The sequence below is a fragment of the Paracoccus sp. SSK6 genome (genome assembly GCF_039770665.1).
In the GTDB taxonomy this organism is placed as follows: Bacteria; Pseudomonadota; Alphaproteobacteria; order Rhodobacterales; family Rhodobacteraceae; genus Paracoccus.
Window position 1 is genome coordinate 1 of sequence record NZ_JBDPNJ010000027.1, and the last position, 20,740, is coordinate 20,740.

The following is a 20,740-nucleotide window of genomic DNA, read 5'->3' on the forward strand; positions in this document are numbered from 1 at the left end:
CCGCAAAGTTAAAATGTCTCACCTCTGCAATTCAGGAATGTCACACTCCCCTGGATGAGCATCGTGTCGATCCTTGGGAGCCGAGACATGGGATGGGTGATGATGAGTGAACGGGAACTGAACCGGGTCAAGGTTCTGAGCCAGGTGCTGCAAGGTGGGATGTCAGCCGTGACCGCGGCCGATGTTCTGGACCTGAGCCGCAGACAGGTTCACCGGCTGCTGAAGCGGTTCGGGGCTGACGGCGCGGCGGCAATCCGGCACCAGGCACGTGGACGGGCATCGAACAACCGGATCGACCCGACGATCCGGGAGGCTGCCATGTCGCTCGTTCGGGACCGCTATGCCGACTTTGGCCCGACCTTGGCGGCCGAGAAGCTGGCGGAGTGTCACGGGCTGACAGTGTCGCGCGAGACCTTGCGCAAGTGGATGCAGGATGCGGGTTTGTGGCTGTCGCGCAAGCAGCGCCGAACATTCCACCAGCCGCGCCTGCGCCGGGAGTGCCTTGGCGAGCTGATCCAGATCGACGGCTCGGATCATCGCTGGTTCGAGGATCGCGGGCCGGCCTGCACCTTGTTGGTGTTCATCGATGACGCCACCAGCACCCTGATGCACCTGGAATTCGTCAGCTCCGAGAGCACCTTCAGCTATTTTGGAGCCCTGGAGCGGTATCTGACGCTGCATGGCCGGCCCGTTGCCTTTTACTCCGACAAGCACACAGTGTTCCGGGTGCCAAAGCAAGGTGCCAGGACAGGCTATGGGATGACCCAGTTCGGCCGGGCCTTGAACGAACTGAACATCGAGATCCTGTGCGCCAACTCCTCGCAAGCAAAAGGTCGCGTCGAGCGCGCCAACCGCACCCTGCAGGACCGTCTGGTCAAGGAACTGCGGCTGGCCGGCATCTCCGACATGGAGACTGCCAATGCCTTTCTTCCCGGCTTCATGGCGCGCTACAACGCGCAGTTTGCCAAGGTGCCACGCCGTGCGGACAACCTGCATCGGCCACTGAATGTCGAACCGGATCGGCTGCGTGACATTCTGTGCTATCGCGACGAACGCTATGTCAGCAGCCAGCTGGCCTTTTCCTACGACCGGCTGCGGATCATCCTGGCCGAGAACGAGATCACCCGCGATCTGCCGGGCAAATACGTGGACAGCTATGAGTTCGCGGACGGCCGGCTGGAGTTCCGCTGGAAGGGTGTCTCGCTGCCCTACTCCGTGTTCGACAAGGATCAGCGGGTGACCCATGCGGCCATTACCGAGAACAAGCATCTGAGCGCGGTCCTGGAATACATCAAGGCCGAGCAGGACAAGGCTCCGCCGAAGGTGCACCGGGTCGGCAAGCAACGGACCCGCTACACGCCCACGGGACGCCGCAACAACGGCTGGAACTCCTCGGCAGCCCGCAAGGCAAAGGCGCATGCCGCTCCACCCCTGGAATGACGCTTCCCTGGCCCAGTTGCGGTGATACCCTGTGCTTTGATCGAGCACGCAGGGCAAGAACATGGCAGACAGCGCAGAGCCGGAGATCATCTTCTCGGATCTGACACAGGACGTGCTGATCGATGGCCACCGGTTCTCTGTCGAGATCTACCGGACATCGATCTCCCCTGGCTGGGTGCTGTCGGTCATGAACAGGTTCGGCACCCTGACGATTTCGGATAACCCGCCCTATCTTGTCGATGGTCTTGCCTGGCGGGATTTCGAGAAGCGGGTCGAAACGAAGGGCGTGCGCGCCTTCTACTCGCCAAAGGAACGTCGAAAGCTGCGGCTCTGACCGCATGGCCGGTCAGGGCTGCGATGGCGGATGTCTCCGCCCTGCCCGGCCATGCTTGCCCACCCTCGGTGAGACATTCCTACTTTGCGCAGCCAAGGACATTTCAACTTGGTTGCAACAGGAACCTGCAGCATGTCCCGCGCCTTCCAACAAGGCTAGCTCAATCTGATGGGAATCCTGCGCTTAGGCCGACGCGAAGCATCTTTCGTCTCGCGGAGCTCCTCAGCTTCTACCCCTCCGTCGGCGGCTTCGTCGTTCAGTTATTACTAGCCCTTTTGCTGTTTGAAAGGTTGGATGTGTTGCTAGATGCCGCTCAATCATGAACTCACCGTCTTTGAGTCATAAGTAACCGATTGCACAAGAAAATTTGATCTTAAAGATCGATTTAGCGGGCTGAGGAGGTTGCGTTAAAAGCATGTGCCGGGAAGATGCCGAGAAGGAATAGGAGCATAAAAGATGGTGACAAGACGACACTTTATTCACACAACGACAGCGCTGTTTTCGGCGACCATTTCAGGTCCTTTGTTTGCGGCATCATGGCCGACTGAAGCACAGAAGGCTGCTTGGGACGCACAGGTTACGCCTGCCGGTTACAATCCCTCCACCTCCAATCCCTGGGGTGTGCACTCTCGTTTCTTGCCTCAAAGGGTAAAGGCCAATGATGGCCTGGTGGCAGGTGACATCCATGTAGATGCTGTGGCGAAGTATCTTTACCATATCGAGACGGGGGGAACCGCAATGCGCTATGGCGTGGCCATAGGTCGAGGGGACCTATACGAACCGGGGGTCTATACGATTAAGCGAAAGGTCGAATGGCCTCATTGGACCCCCACGCAGAGCATGATTGACAGGGAGCCGGAGACCTATGCCCAATTCGAAGGTGGAATGGAGCCAGGTCCCGAAAACGCTTTAGGATCACGGGCTCTCTACCTCTATGTCGGCGACCGGGATACTTACTTGCGCATCCACGGAACCCCGTTTCCTAGAAGCATTGGCACTAGCGCCAGTTCTGGCTGCGTGCGGATGGTCATGGCGCATATCAACGATCTCTATCCAAAGGTAGAAATCGGCTCCACTGCGTTTCTTTATTCGGCCGCAGAAAGTGTGACCACGCGTAGCTAGGCCACACCTTTGCTGGAGTTGCAGGTCTGATCATACGCCCGAGTGGCCTCAGGCTTGTGACTGCATGCAAATTGGACGGCCCTCAGCCGTGGTAAGTGGAAGAAGTGTTGTTTCCACCTGCCCGCGATGCTCGTACCAATAGCAGTTATCTTCTGGCAGAAGACGGGCCGAGGTAACGTCCTGCCCCGGCGCAGCCAGCGCGAGGAGCTCTGGGGAAAGATTTTCGGATCCGGTTTGTGTGACTTCTGTCCTTGTTGCCATGTTTCCGCAACCGGCATTGATCAGGACAATCGCCAAGATGATGAGGGATTTGTTTCTCATTTATGTCTCCTTGCGTGATTAGCTTGTCAAGCATCCCTCGCACTGGATAGCGCGGCGCACAAGCACGACAGTTGCCGACAGCAGTAGGTCGCATCCGGAACGCACAGCATCTTGAACAACGCGGCATTTCGTCTCCTTGGCCAAGTGCCTTTCTAAGAGTACCCTTTTATAATTGTTGGATAACTTATCCAAAAACGCGAGGCAGTGAATGGTCCCTAAGGACACAGGTAGCGACCGTCGACGCTTTCTAGGTGGCTTGCTGGCAACAGCGACGGTGTTGCCGGGCGGCGGCGCCCCGGCGCAGGGTTTTGACCCTTATACCGGGCAGCCTGTCTATGGCGGTCCCTCGACCGGTGGGGCACCCGATCTCGGTGCCTATCAGGTCGATCCAAGCGCAGATCCCCGGCGCAATCAGTCGTCGTTTCGCGCGAGACACTGGAGCGAGTTTTACCCGAGCTTGGGAAAAGGCGTGATCCTTGCGGATGTGACCTCGCGTGCAGTGCATTACTGGTCGGGTGACGGATCAGTCAACCTGGTCTTCCCGTGCTCTATCCCAATCACCGAAGATCTGACCCGCCGGGGCGAAACTGAAGTTGTCAGAAAGGCAAAAAACCCGCCTTGGACACCAACGCCCAGCATGCGGGAAAAGGATCCCAATCTGCCGCAACGTGTCGAGGGCGGAGATCCGAACAATCCCTTGGGACCGTACGGCCTTTATCTGTCATGGCCAGCCTACTTGATCCATGGCACACACGACACACGGAAGATTGGCCGAAAGTCCTCTAACGGCTGCTACGGTCTCTATAATGAGCATATTACCCGGCTCTACGAGCTGGCAGAGATCGGAACGCAGGTGACGGTGTTCTAGAAGCTTTTCCTTACAGGAAGACGCCAACGAACCTGTTCGCTGGCGTCCCTTCTAGAAGCCTCAGTAATGATGGGACAGCTTTCCCGCCCGTCTCATCCCATCTGTCAGGCATGAATCACGATCGGGACGCCGGGCTGCAGCATGGCATAGATATCCTCGATTTCTTCGTCGCTGACGGTGATGCACCCGGCGGTCCAGTCCCGTTTCTGGCGCACCAGTTGGTTGCCTTCCGGCCCACGGCCATGGATCATGATATCGCCGCCGGGATCGCGACCGAATTGTTCCGCAAAAGCACGGTCGCGCTCATTCGGATAGGACACGCCGACAGAAAGGTGATACCGGCTACGAGGATTGAAGCGGTCTACAAAATAAAGCCCCTCAGGGGTCTTGCCGTCTCCCTCGAACTGCTTGTGGCCGACCGGCTGAAATCCCAGGCCGAAATCATAAGACTTCAGCACCGTCGTTCCATTCAGAAGATACATGCGGCGCTGCCCTTTCTGAATGACGACCTGGGTGACCAGGGGACCGGAATAGACTTTGAACGTCGGCGTCTGCGGCGTCGGAGCGCCACACGCCGCAAGGGCCGCCAAGCCTGCCAGGGAAAAATGACGCCGGTTTAAACTGGCCATTCAGGATTGCTCCGTCCTAAGGTATAAATGACTGATCTAAATGCCGTCGGCAGCGGGATAGCTGGTGAACACTTCGCTGCTTCCGTCTTTGCGTATCAACAACACGTCATACGCTTCGCGCTTGTCTTCGGGCCCCATGCCGGGGCTGCCATAGGGCATTCCGGGCACAGCCAAGCCTGCTGCATCGGGCCGTTCCTCCAGCAGCTTTCGAATATCTTCGGCGGGCACATGGCCTTCGAGGAAATAGCCGTCGATCTGGCCGGTGTGGCAGGAATAATGTTTGGCGGGGACACCAAGGTCGATCTTGTGCTGGATCAGCAGGACGCCGAAGCGTTCTTCGGCGGTCACGTCGAAACCCTGCTGTTGCAGATACTCTGTCCATTTCACGCAGCATTCGCAGCCTTGTCCCTCGACAACATGAATGGCAGGGACAACCTCCTGCGCCTCCGAGGACAAAGGCGCTGCCAGCAGGGCAACTGCAATAAGAAAGGCATGCTTCATCCGATGGCTCTCCGGATTTTGGGCACCGCGAAGCGGCGCTCCTCATGAAAGTCGATGGTACTGGCAAGTTCACCTGACGGATGAAACACGAACACGCCGGATGTATGGTTCATGGTGTAGTCCCCGTCATCTCGCAGCAGGCGCGTGTAGGTCACGTCAAAGGCCTTGGCGGCTTCGACGACAGCGTCAGCCGAGCCCGTCAGGCCGCGAATCCTGGAATTAAAATTCGACAAGTATTCGGCCAGGATCTCGGGGCTATCCCGTTCAGGATCGACGGTGATCATGGCGACCCGGATCCGGTCTGCGTCCGGCCCAAGGCCCTCCAGCCAATCTGCAATATCCATCAGCGTGGTAGGGCAGACATCCGGACACCAGGTAAAGCCGAAAAAGACCATGCTGGCTTGGCCAAGCCAATCCTGCGGGACGACAGGATTGCCCCGATCATCGATCAGCCGCCACGCCATCCGGGAGAGGTCTGGCCGACCGTTCTCGGTTTCCCTGACGTCCGTCAGCCAACGCAGGTCGCCACTGCGCCATGCTCCGAGGCCCAGGGTGAAGCCAAATGCGCCAAGAAGACCCGCCCCACCGAGGATCAGTTTTCGACGTCGCATTGCGCCTCCTGCGCGCGTATTGACAGGACATGGGTGTCGATCTCGACTGCCCCTGCCTGCTCGAAGGTCAGGGTGACAGGAAAGGACTGGCCTTCGGAAAGAGCCGTGTTCAGCTCCATCAACATGCCGTGGTAGCCGCCAGGTGACAGAGAGATCGTTTCGCCTGCCGGAACGTCAACAGCCTCGGCATGCGGCATCGAGGCGACCCCGTCCTGGATAACTGTCTGGTGCAGCATCGGCATTCCCGAAATCGGTGTCTCGATCCCGATTAGGCGATCATCCGCTTCGCTGTCATTGCGGATCTCAACATAGAACGCAGCCGGCCGCTGGGTGCCAATGGTGGCACGTGACCAAGCCTTCGAGATCGTGAGCTCGCCCGCTGTCACGCTGGCGCAATCGGCCGAGGCAAGTGCGGGAAGGAGCATTGCAAATCCAAATGCAACCCCGAAGGCTTTCATGGTCATATCCTTTCCTCGATAGCTGCCAGAATTTCGGCAGCAGGGGTTTCATAGGCGAACTGGCGCAGCCATTCACCATCCGGCCCGATCAAAAACAGCCCCGGGCTATGCGACATAGTGTAGCCGTCGGGAGCGGATGGGTCCTCTTCACGTCCGAAATAGATCTTGAAGCTGTTGGCAGCGTCCTTCGTGGCGGCATCATCCCCCGACAAGCCAAGGATTGCCGGATGGAAGGCCGCCACATATTCGGTCAGACCCTGTCTGCGGTCCCGCTCCGGGTCGATTGAGATGAACAAGGGCTGCACCCGATCCGCATCGGCGTCGAGATCGTCCATGACTTGGGCCACTTCGGACATGGTCGTCGGACAGACATCGGGGCAATTCGTGAAGCCGAAGAAAACCAGAGTGAACTTTCCCCGGAAGTCGGCCATGGTATGGGTTTGTCCGTTTCCGTCCTGCAGGGCGAAGTCTGGCTGGAAGGTTTGCGGGGTCTGCTGCCGTCCACCCCAGAGTTGGATCGCGATAACGGCCAGGACCACGCACACCAGTCCCCAAAGGATAAAGCGGATCGTTCGCAAGCTCATTGATGTCGCGCGCCTCACCCGAGTCCCGACACGACGTTCGAAACCGTCGCGCGCAGGTTTTCGATGCTGAGATCCGTCAGCCTCTCGGCACCAACAAAGAAGGTAGGCGTCGCTTGGATTCCCATGGCCTGAACATCGGCCATGTCCTGGTTTAGCACGCCGGTGATATCAGGATGTAACCGCTCGGACTTCGCGCGTTCCAGGTCCAGTCCAGCCTGACCTGCCAGTTGCCAAGCCCGATCGAGCCGCGGCTGACCATGAAGTGCCCAGGTCGGCTGTTCGGAGAACAGAATGTCAAGCACCGGCTCGAAAACGTTCTGACGACGCGCAACCTCCAGAATGCGCACGGCCTCGTCCGAACCATCGTGAAACGGCGTGTATCGCAAGATCACGCGAAGCTGGACGGGATATTCGCGACGCAACTCGTTGACAACCGGATGAAAGGCTCGGCAGGCCTCGCAAGACGGATCAAAGAACTCCACAAGGGTCACTGGCGCATCGGCTGGCCCGAGGATCGGCGAATGCGGCCGGATGAGCGCATCGGGTTGGGCCTCCAAGGCTGCACGCTCGACAGCGGCCTGTTCGGCTTCACGCTGCCGCGTGACATACCACGATCCACCGGCAAATGCGCCTGCGCCCAGGGCAAGGGTGCTCACGACGATGGTTCTTCGGTTCACGATGGTTTTCCTTTCATGGGGTTCAGGCACAGCGCGATTGCCATAAAGCAGCCGAGCGAAAGATAGGGAATGGGCAGCCTCAGGATGGTCATCTTAGTGCGGTCGGAACAGGATGGACCGTCCTGGGTGCAAGGACTGATGCCTTCCGGGATCAGCCCGGCGTAAAGTCCCGAATGCCAGAGCGCGACCGCAAGTCCCGCCAGAACCAGCGGCAGTGCATAAATCCTTGCCATCGCATCACCCCGCCAGAGGCCGACAGCCAGGATCGGCACCAGCGGGAACATCGCGATGCGTTGATACCAGCAGAGGATACAAGGGGTCTGGCCCAGCACCTCACCAATGAAGAGCGCGCCCAATGTCGCGCCCAGGGCCACCAAGAAGGCGATGAACAAAAGCGTCTCGGCGCGGGAGGTCGGGGAGTCACGCATGGGCAAGTCGAACATCGAACATAGTCTCCGATTTCGTGTTGGAACGTCCTGCCGGCCGGCAGCCATCTCCGGCTACCATCAGCCTTTGTTCTCCACATTCGTGCTGATGAAGAACCCGGTCGCGACCCTTGCCGTCGCAAGCATCAACAGATCGCCTGGCTTGATCGCCATGGCGTGTAATGCCGGCGTTTTCTCTATCGGGTTTGTCGGCTGGCCATCGACACGAACTTCGTAGTGCAGGTTCGGCCCGCTTACGAGGCCTGTCGCACCGACATCGCCAATATGGTCATTCGCGCTCGCCTGAGTGCCCCTCTCGATACCAGGGGCGAAGCGAGACAAATGGGCATAGCGGGTCACAACGCCGCCACCGTGGTCAATATCGATGGTCCGGCCGTATCCCCGCATGGTTCCTGCGAAAATCACCCTGCCCGCCCCGGTCGCCCTGACAGGCGTGCCAATCTTTGCGGCGTAATCAACCCCGGTATGCATTCGCCCTACGCCAAGAACCGGGTGCTTTCGCTTGCCGAAGACCGAAGACAGACGCGCACCGATGACAGGTCGAGCGGTGTGCTGCACCGGCTTGCCATTCTTGAACAGAATGGCGGGTTCGTCCGGTGGACCTGCTACCAGTTCGTAAATATGCCCGTTCAGCTCCAGCCGGGCATAGGACAGCCGAGGCTCTCCCAGGATTGTACCGTCAGGCAGAGCACTTTCCTGCCAGATCAGCGCCACGCGCTCTCCGCCCTTCAGGTCACGGCGAAAATCGATTTGTCCCGCCAGGAGGGCAGCAAGATCGACAGCAAAGCTCTCTGGCGCCTCTCGTTCTGCAAGCGCATCATAAAGCGGCCCGACAAGCACGAAGGCCTCGCGGCGATCTCGGACCTGGATCTGAGTGTTGACCAAGGCAGCCTCAAGAGGCTTGCTGAAATCGAGAACAATATCGGTGCCGTTCTCGATCAACAACGACAGGCGCTTCAAACGGGCGGGATCATCTTCCGACACGCTCCATCTTAGCACTTGGCCAGGGGTCAAGGTCGACAGGTCGAAAACATCCGCAATGGCCAGTGCCGCCTCGTTCCGCGTTTCTGCGGCTATTCCGGCACGAGACAGAATCGCGTCCAGCGTATCGCCCGCCACCACCTCGTGTTGCGAAAGATTGGCTGTTTGTCCCGCCGGGGGCGCAGGCTCGCTCAGGGTCTCGGCGTGTAGCGGCGCGGTCACGGCAACAGCGCCGACAAGAAGCAGGGTTCGCAAGATCATCAAGTCTGATATCCCGTCAGATGTGGGAAGCGTCGCTTTGGCTGCAGGAGACAGCCAGCAAGCGGCAGCATTCCGGTTCATGGCGTGAAAAGACGTCCGAGGGTTATTCCGACAAATGCTCCCAGCAGTCCGAAAGCAATTGCGTGAGCGATGGCATACTGGATCATGTCCAGTCTGTTTCCGCCCAGTTGGCGGGCGCGGATCATCCCGCGCCAGACGCCCAGAGTAGCCCCGAGGAGCGTCAGCATCTGCCCACTCGATGTCCGAAAGGTATCATTTTTGTCTGTCCTGCTCGTTGCGGCCGGTTGGGCCTTCTGCAACCTCAAGCAGCTAGAGGTTCAAGGCAAATCTGGAGGGATCACAGATTTGTCAGTTGGTCGCGGCAAGGAAGGGAGATGCGGAGATGTTCCAGCCTCTCGCAATGGGAACAGCTTGCCGGCTACAGGAACTGGTGCGCACAGTTGACGCACCAGACAATGAGCAGCGCAGGATGCGCAGCCTCCGTCAAGAATTCGCATCCTCGATGGCGTGGTCGGTGATGCACAGGGAGTGATCGCTGAGGACTTCAATGACCCGGCAATCGGAAATCCTGTCGCCCGCGCATTGCACCACCATGCGCTCCAGTTCTGTCTTGAGTGCGGCAAGTCGGGCAAGACGGCTTTCGACTTCGGCAAGCTGTGCCTTTGCGATGGCATCCGCCGCGGCGCAGGGCTGATCCGGATTGTCCGACAGGCTGAGCAGATCACGGATTGCCTCCAGCGAAAATCCCAGGTCGCGTGCGTGACGGATGAAAACCAAACGCTCATGTGCCTTGTGGGTGTAAAGCCTCTGGTTGCCAGGACTGCGCTCGGCCTCCGGCAACAAGCCGATCTGCTCATAATAGCGGATCGTGGGGATCTTTACGCCGGTTGATGATCCGAGCTTTCCGATGGTCAGCATCAAGATTCTCCTTGAACCTATAGTAGCTAGAGCACTTAGAACTCTGATTCGATGATGGCAACCGCCCTGCTTCGGCGGAGGAGAGAATGATGACGAAATCGGATCTGGCTGACGAAACCGTCTGCGACTGGACAGTGTCCGGCATGGATTGTGGATCATGTGCCGGCAAGATCAGAAACGCTGTGGCCCGTTTGCCGGGAGTCAGTGGGGTCGAGGTCGGCATCATGTCCGAACGTCTTCGCTTGACCCTGGACGGAAACAAGACCGACCGAGAGCAGGTCGAAAAGACCGTGCGAGCTTTGGGATACGGGATCACGCCACGCGGGGCCGAGAAGAAGGAGTTCGTCCTTCCTGGTGCGGCATCCGGCGCCAATCACGAGGCGCATGATCACGCACGTCCCGCTGGGGCCGATGCCGCTCATTCCGGGCATGGCAGTCCCGGCCATGTCCATGATGACCCAGCCGATCGCGGCAAGAACTGGTATCAGACCGGCAAGGGCAAACTGGTCATCTTCACCGGTCTGCTGCTGGCTGCGGCCTGGAGCGTGGAGCTGTTCGCGCCACGCGTTGGTGCCTGGGCATTTGTCGCGGCCTGCCTGATCGGTGTTGCCCCCATCGCCCGCCGTGCCATTGCTGCGGCACGATCCGGCCAGTTCTTCACCATCGAGGGGCTGATGACAGTCGCTGCCATCGGCGCGCTGTTCATCAATGCAGCGGAAGAGGCTGCATTGGTTGTGTTCTTGTTTGCCGTCGGAGAGGTCCTTGAGGGCGTCGCCGCAAGCAAGGCTCGCAACGGCATCCGCGCGTTGGCCGATCTGGTTCCGAAAACCGCGCTGTTGGAGGAAAATGGCACGACACGCGAAGTCGCCGCCGCCAGTCTTCAGGTGGGCCAGTCCGTTCTGGTCCGACCGGGCGATCGGATCCCGGCCGACGGAGACATCATCGAAGGCATATCCGGCATCGATGAAAGCCCGGTGACAGGAGAAAGCGTGCCCACCACACGCGGTCCGGGGGAGAGGGTCTTCGCGGGCTCGATCAACACCGAGGCCGTGCTGCGCGTCACCGTGATCAAGGCCGCCCAGGACAATACCATTTCCCGTATCATCCGTCTTGTCGAAGAAGCCGAGGAGGCGCGTGCGCCGACCGAGCGCTTTATCGACCGCTTCAGCCGCTGGTATATGCCCGCCATCGTCACGGTCGCGGTCCTTGTGGTCGTGGTGCCCCCGCTGGTCTTGGGCCAGTCCTGGGATACCTGGATCTATCGCGGGCTGGCGCTGCTGCTGATCGGCTGTCCCTGCGCGTTGGTGATCTCGGTTCCTGCCTCCATAGCATCTGCGCTGTCTACCGGCGCCCGGCGAGGTTTGCTGATGAAGGGGGGCGCTGTGATCGAGGCCGCCGCCAAGGTCTCGAAGGTAGCGTTTGACAAGACCGGCACCCTGACCCATGGCCGCCCGCAAGTCACCGATCTGGTTCCGTTTGGCCACACGACCGAAGCGCAGCTGCTTGAGGTCGCGGCAGGTGTCGAAAGCGGATCAAGTCATCCGCTTGCAGTGGCTATCCTGAACAGGGCCGAAACGGCTGGCGTCCCTGCCCTTCCCGCCCGCGATGCACGCGCACTGGCAGGACGGGGAGTCGTCGCAACAGTGGGTGATGCGCCGGCTTGGGTGACCTCGCCCCGACATGCCTCCGAGAATGGCGGCCTGGATGAACTCGGTCTGCGGCAAGCGACCATGTTCGAGGAGCAGGGAAAGACCGCCGTGGCCGTTTATCGCGAAGGCATTCCGCTTGGCCTCATTGCCATGCGGGACGAACCCCGTGCCGACGCTGCAGAAGCGGTGCGCCAATTGTCGGCTATGGGAATCACATCGACCATTCTGACAGGGGATAATCCCCGCACCGCCGCGGCTATTGCCGAAGGTCTGGGCATGCAGTTCCAAGCCGACATGATGCCAGAGGACAAGCTCAGCGCAATCCGCGAGATGAACGAACAGGGCGGCGTGATGATGATCGGTGACGGCATCAATGATGCTCCTGCCCTCAAGCAGGCCAGCATCGGCGTAGCCATGGGATCGGGCACCGATGTGGCGCTGGAAACCGCCGATGCGGCCATTCTGCGTGACCGGGTGACCGATATCGCGGCACAGATCCGGCTTGCCCGCGCGGCCATGACCAACATTCGGCAGAACGTGACCATCGCGCTTGGTCTGAAGGTGGTCTTCCTTGTGACGACAGTGCTGGGGATCACTGGCCTTTGGATTGCAATCCTTGCCGATACCGGGGCTACAGTGCTTGTTACGCTGAACGCGCTCCGCCTGCTGGGCTTCAATCCCGAGCGTGAGGGCTGAGGCCGTGCTGTCAGGGTTTGGCTGGTCCGTGCTGGCGCTGTTGGCGGGCTATCTGCTGCTCTTTTTTTGGGGCAGCGCCATTGCGACTCAGGCAGCGAGGACGTCGATCTGGCTGTTTGGCCAAGCCAGGGGACGCGATCGCTGGGCAGCGTTCGGATTTAGGGCAGCCTTTGTTCTAGCCTTTTTTGGCCCGCTGCTCTGGCTGGCCTGGCCCGCCTTGCACAAGATCGACCCTTTTTGGACCGAGGGTGAGGCGGTGGCGCTTAGCCTGATCGGCGCCTTTCTTGCCGGGATCGGCGCAATGCTGGCCTTCGCCGCGCAGATGTCGATGGGCAGCTCGTGGCGTGTGGGTGTCGCCGAGGGTGCAACGGGCGCACTTGTGTCAGGCGGGCTTTATCGCTTCAGCCGCAACCCGACCTTTGTGGGTCAGTTCATGCTGCTTGCGGGGGTGGGTCTCGCCGTTCCTGCAGTTCCCACGCTTTTCGCTCCTATGCTCTTCCTTTGGGCAGCAGCCACACAGGTTCGATCCGAGGAAACCGCGCTGCGGCAGGCGTTGGGAAGAGACTATGAGCATTATCTTAACACTGTGCCGCGTTGGATCGGCCTTCACAGGGGAAGCGCGACATGAAGGCGACCCTGCTCATTCTCCTGGTTGGTGCCACCGTGCTGACAGATCAGGCCACCAAGACGGCGGCACTGTTGCTGCTTTCTCCCGGAGATATCTTGCCCGTTGTTCCTGGGTTTAATGTGACGCTTGGCTTCAACGAAGGAGCCAGTTTTGGCATGATGTCTGGTGCCATGACAGGACGGCCGCTGCTCATGTCAGCACTGACGGGCGGGCTTGCCTTGGTGTTCGCGATTATGGCATTTCGTGCGGGAGGCCTCCTTGAGCGGACAGGTCTTGCGCTGATCGTAGGCGGCGCGCTCGGCAACATCATCGATCGACTGCGACAGGGTGCGGTCACCGATTTTATCGATCTCTACTGGCGGAATTGGCACTGGCCCACGTTCAACGGCGCCGATATCGCGATCACCATGGGGGCCTTGCTGGTCTTCATCGCATGGCGTCGCTCGTCGAAATCCAGGGAACCTGCTTTTTAACCGGGGCAAGATTATAAAGCTGGACAGTTTGTGTTGGGTGCCAGTCTACGCCTGATCGGCGTAGGTCGCGAACAAAGCCAATGTTCGTTCACTGACGTGATGCTCGATGCCTTCGGCGTCCCGTTCAGCCGTCTCGGCATCAAGGCCGAGGCGGATCAAGAAGCGCAGGACAATCTCATGACGACGGCGGCATTCATGAGCCAAGGCACGACCCTTCTCCGTCAGAAAGACCGAGCGATATCGTTCGCGGGTGATTAGTCCCTCCCTAGCCAACCGGTCCAGTGCCTTGGTCACCGTTGGCGCGCGCACACCCAAGCGCGCAGCGATGGCAACAGGCCGGGCCTCTCCGTGCTCGTGGATGAGCTCGGCAATAAGTTCGACGTAATCTTCCGCCAGTTCGTTGCGCCGTGCGCTGCGCACTTCCTGGAAGGCCTCGGCGCGACTGTCGGCGAGACGGGGTTCATCAGTGGCTTCAGTTGAAGAGCTATCACATGTCATTGGGAGAACTGTTGCACATCGTAGATTGACAGGCAAAGGCAAAGGGTAAATTCTTAGCCGAGACTAACTTTTCGAGTGTTCTGGAAAGTTGCAGCCCATGTCATCAAAAGCCTGGCGCCAAGAGCGCGACACTCCATCCCTTTCCGAGGTTTTCCGCACGATCGCCGTAGGCGGCGGAATGACGCCTTTCCGCCGCTTTTTGTCCTTTATCGGTCCTGGCTATCTGGTCGCCGTCGGATACATGGATCCGGGCAACTGGGCGACCTCGTTGGCAGGAGGAGCGGCCTTCGGTTACACGCTGCTGTTCGTGGCGCTGTTGTCCAACATCATGGCCATACTCCTGCAGTCACTGTGTGCACGCCTTGCAGTGGCCTCAGGGCGGGATTTGGCGCAGGCCTGTCGAGACGCCTACCCCAGGTGGGTGTCCATTCCCTTGTGGATTTTTGCCGAACTGGCGATCATTGCAACCGATCTGGCCGAGGTGATCGGCACCGCCATCGGCCTGAACCTGCTGTTTGGCATCCCGCTTGAGATCGGGATCTTTATCACAGCGGCTGATGTGTTCCTAATCCTGTGGCTTCAGAACAAGGGCTTTCGGTGGATCGAGGCGTTCATCATCGCTCTGTTGGGGACGATCACGGCCTGCTTTACAGTGCTGATCGCGCAGGCTGATCCAGAATGGGGCGCCGTGATCGCAGGTTTTGCGCCAAACCGTGAGATCATCGAAAACCCCAACATGCTGTATCTTGCACTCGGGATCATTGGCGCGACAGTAATGCCGCACAACCTTTATCTACATTCCGGGATTGTGCAGACCCGCGCCTATCGTCTCGACCTGCGATCAAGACGAGAGGCGCTGCGCCTGGCTACGTGGGACTCAACCATTGCGCTGATGTTCGCGCTGACCATCAATGCCTCGATCCTGATCCTGGCAGCGGCGGCGTTTCATACCGTCGGGGAGACTGACGTAGCCGAGATCGACAAGGCGCATTTGCTGCTGGAGCCGTTACTGGGATCCGCAATCGCCCCCGTCCTGTTCGGGTTGGCGCTGCTGTGTTCGGGACTGAATTCGACTGTCACCGCAACCATGGCAGGACAGATCGTGATGGAAGGCTTTATCCGGCTGCGGCTGCAGCCCTGGTTGCGACGAGTGATTACTCGGGGGTTCGCGATCCTGCCGGCGACGGTGGTGATCCTGCTTTATGGCAGCGAAGGCACTGGGCAGCTGCTGATCCTCAGCCAGGTCGTTCTGTCCTTCCAGTTGCCCTTTGCCATCGTGCCATTGGTCATGTTTACGGCCAGCCGTGCAAAAATGGGAGCAATGGTGTCGCCTAAATGGCTGACCGCGCTTTGTGCCCTGATTGCTATCACAATTATCGCGCTCAACGTGAACCTACTCGCAACAGTGCTAATTGAGTAAAGATCGGATTATTTGTGTAACGGCAGGATTTCTTTTTAAATTCAGGTAACCAGAGGTTTGGCAGTTTGAAAGGATGCTCATGCAATGCAACAGGCGTCGGTCTTGGCGACCAAGAAGCCGGAGCAAAGACCTGCCAACCGTTCACACAGCCAGAGCTCCTGCCGACCTGTCTATACTCATGATCATACAGCATCGGAAATTTCCTGCCTGTCTGCGCCGCCCTGACCGCCCATACTGCCGTCACCCATGACTGCTTCCAGTCCGGCGGAGACGAGGGTGAAGAGTACGAAACCACCGATGAACGCTAGCGCCGAAGTGCGGTTGTCGGTGGCCGCCTCGTGCGCCTCTTCTAGCATGTCTTCGACTGCGGCAACCGACAGAAGCCCGGCAACAAAGCTCAGAGTGACGTATCTGACGGCATCCGGCGCGCTCCGCAGCAGGAACCAGGCGATTAGAGCCGCTCCAAGGCAGAAGAGCGGGAAGGACAGCGAAGCTGCGATACGCCGTGTTCGCGGCACATCTTTCTCTTTGAGGTTCGCGACAACCGAGTAACCTTCTGGCAAATCAGCCAGCACCTGCCCCGCGGCGAGCACCACGGCCAGCGATGTTGCGACCGCAGAGCCCGTCCCGATCATAAGGCCGTCGCCGGAGAGATCGACGGCGACTGCAACATAGATCATCCACATGCTGCTGCCGCCGCCGTTCTTCGAGGTGCTCATCTTCTCGATCAGCGACTCGGCACCAACATAGGCTGCACCACCTGCCGCAAAAGACGCAGCAATCCACCAGCCGGCGAGATTATCGAGTGCCTCCGGCATGAGTTCGATAGCGACGACACCAAGGACAATGCCCGAGGCGGCGTGCAGCGCGAAGTTAAGAAGCCTCGGAGTAGTGCGGCCAAACTCTGCCATCATGCCGCCGGCCAGATTACCCAAGCCAGGAAGCAAGGCTAGACCGATAACCACCCACAGATCGCTCATTCTTTCTCCTCGCCCTTGGTTCAACGCCAGAGGCGAAATGCAGTTTCCTTGATCTTGAACACGTCAGAACCGCGCGTGACTGGATTGTGACCGCCGTTGACACCGTTCTACGCTATGCCTCACAAGGGCTAGGGTGCCGCAGGCGCAACAATGCGATGAGGGCAGGAGAGTTTGACGCAAGTGTCGTAAGACAGGGTCTAGAGAACCAGTGCGCAACAAACTTCCTATCCAAGCGTGGCTTTGATCCGGTTTAACGTTATTGCGCCGACGCAGCGAACGGGAGCTAAGCCCGGCATTGGGACATGCGGCGCCAGCTCTGTGGTTCGCCGCTCCGAACTCTTTTCCTGTAGCGTCCGAATGGGGATGGTGCAACGAACACCCTGCTGAGGTGCAGCGTCGACACCGATTGCCCTGTCCAGGCTCGCAAGATCCGCCATGGCCGGAGTCTCATATGAGTGGTCCGACATGTTTTGCAGTGAAGGGACGTCATGTGTTACAGATGGCCCATGAGATCCCTACTGATCGGCCAGTCGTGTTGTCTTGCGGGCAAGCGTGAGCTCGCGGCTCGCATTAGCATAGGGCCGCAACCAAGCCTGTCTCTGGCGCTGACCAGCCAAGCGCTGATGTGTTGACGGAGAATTCAAAGACCTCTCGCCAGCCGGCGCTCAAGAGCGAAACCCGTCAGACAAACTGGCGCCGTGCCAATCTGGCCAAGTATACGGCTCACCTGGCAGTGCAGCGGGCGCTTGTCTCGGGCGCGCTGCAGAAACAGAGTTGCGAGGTGTGCGGCAGCGACGCGGTAGATGCCCATCACGACCGCTACGACGAACCGCTGAATGTCCGATGGCTATGCCGCCGCCATCATGTCAGGCTGCACCGAGGTGGCGAAGACATGTTTCCCGTAAGGCAATCGGAATAGAAAGTTACGACCAACGAAAGCCCTTGAGCTCACACTGCTCGGCTCAGGGCCACATCTGCGCGGCATGAAGGACGCGCAGCACCGTCACTGCCGACGCGGTCTCAGTATAGACCACGATGTAATTGGGCCGGACCACCAGTTCCCGCGTGCCCTCCACCCGGCCAGGACGGCAGCGTTTCGGATGTGCCGGGAGCTGTGCCACCTTGCCTTGGATCTCGTCCATCAAGGAAAGAGCGGCATCCGGGTTGTCGTCCGAGATGTAATCGACAATCGCCAGCAGGTCCGCGATTGCTAGGGCCTTCCACTCAAGCTCAGGCACGCCGTTTCCCGTCGATCAGGGCACGGGCTTCCCGCATCACCTGGTCATGCGGGGTGGTCGGACGCGGATCGGCCAAGGCCTCCCGCACCTTGGCACGAAACCAGGCGTCATAGGCGTCCGGGTCTGCTGTCAGACCGACAGGCAGACCGCCCTCGGCGGCAACGCGGGTCAGCAGGATGCGCACGGCATCCGAAAGCGTCAGGCCGACACCGGACAGGGCCTCGGCCGCTTGGGCCTTGAGATGGTTGTCCACGCGAACATGGAGCATCGAGGTTTGGGCGGGCATGGCGTGTCCTCCTGTTCAGGAAACAATATGTATCTCAAATGAGATTCAATCAAGTCCTGCCCTGCTTATGGCAGGTTCTTCGTCCTTGCCTGTGGAAAGTAGGCGTAGAACGTGGCCCGGCTCACGTTCAGCCGCTTGGCGATCTGCGCCACGGGGATCTTAGTATCCTTCAACAGCGCACGAGCCATCGTCAGATCGTCCTCGGAGAGCTTGCGCCGCCGTCCACCCTTGCGTCCCCTGGCAGCCGCGGCCTTCAAACCTTCGAGGGTCCGTTCGCGGTTCAGGTCGAGGAAGTACTCGGCGATGGTACCCAGGAAGTTGAACATCAACCGCCCGGTTGAGGTCTCGGTATCAATAGCCTCGGTCAGGGACCGAAGCCGCACTCCCCGCCCTTGCAGCTTGTGCGCCGTGTCTAGCATCTCGCGCAAGGACCGGCCGAGCCGATCCACCTTCCAGACCACAAGCTGATCCTCGGGGCGCAGGAAGGCAAGCGCCGCCTCAAACGCCGGACGCTTGGTCCCGGCGCGACCAGACTCTTTTTCCTCGAAGATGCGCTCGCACCCGGCCCGCTGCAGCGCATCCCTCTGCAGATCGAGGTTCTGATCATCCGTGGAGACGCGGGCGTAGCCAATTAGCATGTCAGGATAGTAGCTGAACAGGGTATGCCGGACAACTGATTTCCTGACACGGTTTTCGGACACTCGGATGGACAAGAAGCAGGGCTCCGGCACTTGTCACTGAGACTGTCCGGAAAACGAACGTTTAATAGACACAATCAAGATTGCTGACTCTCCCACTTACTTCCGGTTGCATTCCTGTTTCGTAGAAGCGCACGTGGTTGTCTTCTTGAGATCAACATGCAGTTCAATTCTATCAAGTAAGAATATCTCGGGGACGCGGCGATCCAAAGCCACTGACGCTTGCGCATCAGTGGACAGAATATCTTGCTTTAAGGCTTGCAATGCGAATGGCTCGTTACCACCTTGAATTTGCCCCCGGAATTAGCCGGAGGGTTGGATCGTTGAGACTGTCAAGTTCAATTCGGACGACTAGGACGTCGATGCCGATTAGCATCGCGGCCAGGTCGACCAGATGGAATGAGACTACGAGCATCGCTCGGACCTCCTCGGTTATATCATACCGCCTCGCGTTTTCTGACCCGTGTTGGAGAGGCGTTCGGATCGAGACATCGAACGACGAACCAGCAGATGGCGGCGTGCGTTCGGGGGACGCCCGGCCATTAAGGTCGGAGCCTTGGGTCAAAGGCCAGTCCCCCGAACTCTGCGATAAGGAAGTGAACGTGGATTTGGATTGGTTCAAGCGACGACCTTACCGCCATTTCGACAAACCCGTGTGTGAGGCGTTCGCAAAGCGCGCGATGGATCCAACATTCGTCGGCGGCCCCGACTACCAGCCTGGCCCACTGCTTCACTACGTTAAGGAAGAAAAGCGCTACAAGTACTGCGAAATCGCTGGGAAGCGCGTCATAAAGACAAAATCTCGGCCTATCAAATACGCCTCGCATCGCGACGCCTGTGTTCTTTCATATTATTCTAGCGATTTAGCACAGCGGCTCGACGTCTATTACAAAGCCGCCGGGCTATCGGACAACGTGATCGCCTACCGTGCCCTCGGGAAGGGCAACTACCACTTCGCGGCTGAGGCCCTCGCGTTTGCCAAAGCTAATGGTCCGGTGACGATACTCGCTTTCGATGTGACCGGCTTCTTCGACAACCTCGACCATGGGCTTCTCAAACAGCGGTTGAAGCGGATCCTCGGAGAGGGCAAGTTGCCTGCCGACTGGTTCAAGATATTCCGCCAGATGACGCGGTTTTCATTTGTGGACTCTGAAGAGTTGAGGGCGAACCCAACATTCGGCCCAAGGTTAAAATTGAGAACCCGCGACCCGATTGCGACGATCAGCGAGTTGAAGTCGTCGTCGATACCGTTTCACCCAAATCCCGGATTGAGACAGAAGCCAGAGAAGAGTTTCGGTATTCCCCAAGGAACCCCTATAAGTGCCGCCTTCTCCAACCTCTACATGATCGATTACGACGCAGCTGCCGCTCAATTTTGCGACAACATAGGCGCATTTTACCGGCGCTACTCCGACGACATCCTCGTCATATGTCGTGAAGAAGACGCCGCCGCTGTTGAGGCAGAGATGATTAGGTTGATGGACCTAGAGCGGCTCGAACTGAACCCCGACAAAATTGAGCGAACGACGTTCGTTCCCGGCGGGTCTGTCGTCGCCGGGCATGGCGCGCAGTATCTCGGGTTCAACCTTGGTCCAGACGGCGCAACCATCCGGCACAGTTCCATTTCGCGGCAGTGGCGCAAGATGCGGCGGGCCTTCAAGCGGACATGGAAGGTCGCAGCTGCCAACATCGCGGCAGGCACTGCCGACAAAGCATGGACCAAACGGCTGCGTCGACGCTTTACGGCGCAACCAGGCCGAAATTTCTCGTCCTATGCCCGACGCAGCGCCGCCGCCTTTGGGCAGGATGAGAAGATCACAGGCCAGCTCCGGCGCTTCGAGCGCGCAGTGGAACGTGAGCTTGCGGATTTAAAGAAGCTCTAGGACATATAGACCTTGTGCGTGACCTATCCACCACGTCTTGCGACGGCTTTGTTTTCAGCAAGTCTCCCAATTTGAACTGGTTGCTATTGCTTGCTGCAACTAGCCATTGCGGGAATGGG

25 protein-coding genes are annotated in these 20,740 nt (G+C 59.1%); 9 read left to right on the forward strand and 16 right to left on the reverse strand.

Annotated features, from left to right (window positions below; genetic code table 11):
- Positions 1-87: 87 nt before the first annotated feature.
- The 3 genes from AAIL68_RS14145 (at position 88) to AAIL68_RS14155 (ending at position 2,896) form a co-directional block, all read left to right on the forward strand.
- A complete protein-coding gene (locus tag AAIL68_RS14145) occupies positions 88-1,440 on the forward strand; it encodes an ISNCY family transposase (RefSeq protein ID WP_167623423.1) in 1,353 nt (450 codons plus the stop codon).
- A 61-nt stretch (positions 1,441-1,501) separates the two neighbouring features.
- Positions 1,502-1,774, forward strand: coding sequence for a hypothetical protein (locus tag AAIL68_RS14150; RefSeq protein WP_167622019.1), 273 nt, complete (start codon positions 1,502-1,504; stop codon positions 1,772-1,774).
- A gap of 456 nt (positions 1,775-2,230) precedes the next feature.
- On the forward strand, positions 2,231-2,896 hold the full coding sequence (locus AAIL68_RS14155; protein ID WP_167623986.1) for a L,D-transpeptidase: 666 nt from the start codon (positions 2,231-2,233) through the stop codon (positions 2,894-2,896).
- Positions 2,897-2,944: 48 nt separating this feature from the next.
- On the opposite strand, the gene AAIL68_RS14160 is transcribed toward AAIL68_RS14155, so the two are convergent.
- Positions 2,945-3,157 (reverse strand): hypothetical protein, encoded by a 213-nt coding sequence (locus AAIL68_RS14160; RefSeq protein ID WP_240544839.1) that lies wholly within the window; start codon positions 3,155-3,157, stop codon positions 2,945-2,947.
- A 268-nt stretch (positions 3,158-3,425) separates the two neighbouring features.
- Between AAIL68_RS14160 and AAIL68_RS14165 the strand changes: the two genes are divergently transcribed.
- On the forward strand, positions 3,426-4,085 hold the full coding sequence (locus tag AAIL68_RS14165) for a L,D-transpeptidase (RefSeq protein ID WP_167623988.1): 660 nt from the start codon (positions 3,426-3,428) through the stop codon (positions 4,083-4,085).
- A 104-nt stretch (positions 4,086-4,189) separates the two neighbouring features.
- On the opposite strand, the gene AAIL68_RS14170 is transcribed toward AAIL68_RS14165, so the two are convergent.
- The 10 genes from AAIL68_RS14170 to AAIL68_RS14215 form a co-directional block, all read right to left on the reverse strand.
- Positions 4,190-4,714 carry a L,D-transpeptidase family protein gene (locus AAIL68_RS14170; protein WP_221831649.1) on the reverse strand — a complete coding sequence of 175 codons (525 nt, stop codon included), beginning with the start codon at positions 4,712-4,714 and terminating at the stop codon, positions 4,190-4,192.
- Positions 4,715-4,750: 36 nt separating this feature from the next.
- Entirely contained in the window at positions 4,751-5,215 is a 465-nt protein-coding gene (locus tag AAIL68_RS14175; RefSeq protein ID WP_221831335.1) for a DUF411 domain-containing protein, read from the reverse strand.
- Positions 5,212-5,826 carry an SCO family protein gene (locus tag AAIL68_RS14180; protein WP_221831336.1) on the reverse strand — a complete coding sequence of 205 codons (615 nt, stop codon included), beginning with the start codon at positions 5,824-5,826 and terminating at the stop codon, positions 5,212-5,214. The genes AAIL68_RS14175 and AAIL68_RS14180 overlap by 4 nt, the downstream gene beginning before the upstream one ends.
- On the reverse strand, positions 5,808-6,290 hold the full coding sequence (locus tag AAIL68_RS14185; protein WP_260502875.1) for a copper chaperone PCu(A)C: 483 nt from the start codon (positions 6,288-6,290) through the stop codon (positions 5,808-5,810). The genes AAIL68_RS14180 and AAIL68_RS14185 overlap by 19 nt, the downstream gene beginning before the upstream one ends.
- Positions 6,287-6,868, reverse strand: a complete 582-nt coding sequence (locus AAIL68_RS14190) for an SCO family protein (RefSeq protein ID WP_167623992.1) — start codon at positions 6,866-6,868, stop codon at positions 6,287-6,289. The genes AAIL68_RS14185 and AAIL68_RS14190 overlap by 4 nt, the downstream gene beginning before the upstream one ends.
- Positions 6,869-6,882: 14 nt before the next feature.
- Positions 6,883-7,545, reverse strand: coding sequence for a thioredoxin domain-containing protein (locus AAIL68_RS14195; protein WP_221831337.1), 663 nt, complete (start codon positions 7,543-7,545; stop codon positions 6,883-6,885).
- Entirely contained in the window at positions 7,542-7,988 is a 447-nt protein-coding gene (locus AAIL68_RS14200; RefSeq protein WP_240544833.1) for a disulfide bond formation protein B, read from the reverse strand. Before AAIL68_RS14200 ends, AAIL68_RS14195 begins: the two co-directional genes overlap by 4 nt.
- A 63-nt stretch (positions 7,989-8,051) precedes the next feature.
- Positions 8,052-9,233, reverse strand: coding sequence for a M23 family metallopeptidase (locus AAIL68_RS14205; protein WP_260502877.1), 1,182 nt, complete (start codon positions 9,231-9,233; stop codon positions 8,052-8,054).
- Between the two features lie 77 nt (positions 9,234-9,310).
- Positions 9,311-9,481, reverse strand: coding sequence for a hypothetical protein (locus tag AAIL68_RS14210; RefSeq protein ID WP_221831339.1), 171 nt, complete (start codon positions 9,479-9,481; stop codon positions 9,311-9,313).
- A 256-nt stretch (positions 9,482-9,737) separates the two neighbouring features.
- Complete coding sequence (locus AAIL68_RS14215; protein WP_167624262.1) at positions 9,738-10,172, reverse strand: helix-turn-helix domain-containing protein; 435 nt, start codon at positions 10,170-10,172, stop codon at positions 9,738-9,740.
- 86 nt (positions 10,173-10,258) lie between these two features.
- Here AAIL68_RS14215 and AAIL68_RS14220 point away from each other — a divergent pair, with 86 nt between their 5' ends.
- Genes AAIL68_RS14220 through lspA form a run of 3 tightly spaced genes read left to right on the forward strand, consistent with a single transcriptional unit; the run spans position 10,259 to position 13,618 of the window.
- On the forward strand, positions 10,259-12,517 hold the full coding sequence (locus AAIL68_RS14220) for a heavy metal translocating P-type ATPase (RefSeq protein ID WP_167623995.1): 2,259 nt from the start codon (positions 10,259-10,261) through the stop codon (positions 12,515-12,517).
- A gap of 28 nt (positions 12,518-12,545) precedes the next feature.
- Positions 12,546-13,145: a methyltransferase gene (locus tag AAIL68_RS14225; RefSeq protein WP_221831340.1), complete on the forward strand. Its 600-nt coding sequence runs from the start codon at positions 12,546-12,548 to the stop codon at positions 13,143-13,145.
- Entirely contained in the window at positions 13,142-13,618 is a 477-nt protein-coding gene (gene lspA / locus AAIL68_RS14230) for a signal peptidase II (protein ID WP_167623997.1), read from the forward strand. The genes AAIL68_RS14225 and lspA overlap by 4 nt, the downstream gene beginning before the upstream one ends.
- 45 nt (positions 13,619-13,663) lie before the next feature.
- Here lspA and mntR read toward each other — a convergent pair whose 3' ends face one another.
- Complete coding sequence (gene mntR, locus AAIL68_RS14235; RefSeq protein ID WP_221831341.1) at positions 13,664-14,116, reverse strand: manganese-binding transcriptional regulator MntR; 453 nt, start codon at positions 14,114-14,116, stop codon at positions 13,664-13,666.
- 97 nt (positions 14,117-14,213) lie between these two features.
- Between mntR and AAIL68_RS14240 the strand changes: the two genes are divergently transcribed.
- The gene (locus tag AAIL68_RS14240) at positions 14,214-15,536 is read left to right on the forward strand and encodes an Nramp family divalent metal transporter (protein ID WP_221831342.1); all 1,323 of its coding nucleotides are present in this window, start codon (positions 14,214-14,216) and stop codon (positions 15,534-15,536) included.
- A gap of 182 nt (positions 15,537-15,718) precedes the next feature.
- Here AAIL68_RS14240 and AAIL68_RS14245 read toward each other — a convergent pair whose 3' ends face one another.
- From AAIL68_RS14245 to AAIL68_RS14260, 4 genes are all read right to left on the reverse strand, one after another.
- Positions 15,719-16,516 carry a peptidoglycan-binding protein gene (locus tag AAIL68_RS14245; protein ID WP_221831343.1) on the reverse strand — a complete coding sequence of 266 codons (798 nt, stop codon included), beginning with the start codon at positions 16,514-16,516 and terminating at the stop codon, positions 15,719-15,721.
- Positions 16,517-17,478: 962 nt separating this feature from the next.
- A complete protein-coding gene (locus tag AAIL68_RS14250) occupies positions 17,479-17,754 on the reverse strand; it encodes a type II toxin-antitoxin system RelE/ParE family toxin (protein WP_347140418.1) in 276 nt (91 codons plus the stop codon).
- Positions 17,747-18,040, reverse strand: a complete 294-nt coding sequence (locus AAIL68_RS14255) for a type II toxin-antitoxin system RelB/DinJ family antitoxin (RefSeq protein WP_347140419.1) — start codon at positions 18,038-18,040, stop codon at positions 17,747-17,749. Before AAIL68_RS14255 ends, AAIL68_RS14250 begins: the two co-directional genes overlap by 8 nt.
- A gap of 65 nt (positions 18,041-18,105) precedes the next feature.
- Positions 18,106-18,678 carry a recombinase family protein gene (locus AAIL68_RS14260; protein ID WP_347140430.1) on the reverse strand — a complete coding sequence of 191 codons (573 nt, stop codon included), beginning with the start codon at positions 18,676-18,678 and terminating at the stop codon, positions 18,106-18,108.
- 662 nt (positions 18,679-19,340) lie between these two features.
- Here AAIL68_RS14260 and AAIL68_RS14265 point away from each other — a divergent pair.
- Positions 19,341-20,621 carry a reverse transcriptase domain-containing protein gene (locus AAIL68_RS14265; RefSeq protein WP_347140420.1) on the forward strand — a complete coding sequence of 427 codons (1,281 nt, stop codon included), beginning with the start codon at positions 19,341-19,343 and terminating at the stop codon, positions 20,619-20,621.
- The last annotated feature ends 119 nt before the right edge of the window (positions 20,622-20,740 follow it).

Coding starts and splice junctions, on each gene's coding strand:
- AAIL68_RS14145 (WP_167623423.1), top strand. CDS start 88: ATGGGATGGGTGATGATGAGTGAACGGGAACTGAACCGGGTCAAGGTT.
- AAIL68_RS14150 (WP_167622019.1), top strand. CDS start 1,502: ATGGCAGACAGCGCAGAGCCGGAGATCATCTTCTCGGATCTGACACAG.
- AAIL68_RS14155 (WP_167623986.1), top strand. CDS start 2,231: ATGGTGACAAGACGACACTTTATTCACACAACGACAGCGCTGTTTTCG.
- AAIL68_RS14160 (WP_240544839.1), bottom strand. CDS start 3,157: ATGGCAACAAGGACAGAAGTCACACAAACCGGATCCGAAAATCTTTCC.
- AAIL68_RS14165 (WP_167623988.1), top strand. CDS start 3,426: ATGGTCCCTAAGGACACAGGTAGCGACCGTCGACGCTTTCTAGGTGGC.
- AAIL68_RS14170 (WP_221831649.1), bottom strand. CDS start 4,714: ATGGCCAGTTTAAACCGGCGTCATTTTTCCCTGGCAGGCTTGGCGGCC.
- AAIL68_RS14175 (WP_221831335.1), bottom strand. CDS start 5,215: ATGAAGCATGCCTTTCTTATTGCAGTTGCCCTGCTGGCAGCGCCTTTG.
- AAIL68_RS14180 (WP_221831336.1), bottom strand. CDS start 5,826: ATGCGACGTCGAAAACTGATCCTCGGTGGGGCGGGTCTTCTTGGCGCA.
- AAIL68_RS14185 (WP_260502875.1), bottom strand. CDS start 6,290: ATGACCATGAAAGCCTTCGGGGTTGCATTTGGATTTGCAATGCTCCTT.
- AAIL68_RS14190 (WP_167623992.1), bottom strand. CDS start 6,868: ATGAGCTTGCGAACGATCCGCTTTATCCTTTGGGGACTGGTGTGCGTG.
- AAIL68_RS14200 (WP_240544833.1), bottom strand. CDS start 7,988: ATGTTCGACTTGCCCATGCGTGACTCCCCGACCTCCCGCGCCGAGACG.
- AAIL68_RS14205 (WP_260502877.1), bottom strand. CDS start 9,233: ATGATCTTGCGAACCCTGCTTCTTGTCGGCGCTGTTGCCGTGACCGCG.
- AAIL68_RS14210 (WP_221831339.1), bottom strand. CDS start 9,481: ATGCTGACGCTCCTCGGGGCTACTCTGGGCGTCTGGCGCGGGATGATC.
- AAIL68_RS14215 (WP_167624262.1), bottom strand. CDS start 10,172: ATGCTGACCATCGGAAAGCTCGGATCATCAACCGGCGTAAAGATCCCC.
- AAIL68_RS14220 (WP_167623995.1), top strand. CDS start 10,259: ATGATGACGAAATCGGATCTGGCTGACGAAACCGTCTGCGACTGGACA.
- lspA (WP_167623997.1), top strand. CDS start 13,142: ATGAAGGCGACCCTGCTCATTCTCCTGGTTGGTGCCACCGTGCTGACA.
- mntR (WP_221831341.1), bottom strand. CDS start 14,116: ATGACATGTGATAGCTCTTCAACTGAAGCCACTGATGAACCCCGTCTC.
- AAIL68_RS14240 (WP_221831342.1), top strand. CDS start 14,214: ATGTCATCAAAAGCCTGGCGCCAAGAGCGCGACACTCCATCCCTTTCC.
- AAIL68_RS14245 (WP_221831343.1), bottom strand. CDS start 16,516: ATGAGCGATCTGTGGGTGGTTATCGGTCTAGCCTTGCTTCCTGGCTTG.
- AAIL68_RS14255 (WP_347140419.1), bottom strand. CDS start 18,040: ATGCCCGCCCAAACCTCGATGCTCCATGTTCGCGTGGACAACCATCTC.
- AAIL68_RS14260 (WP_347140430.1), bottom strand. CDS start 18,678: ATGCTAATTGGCTACGCCCGCGTCTCCACGGATGATCAGAACCTCGAT.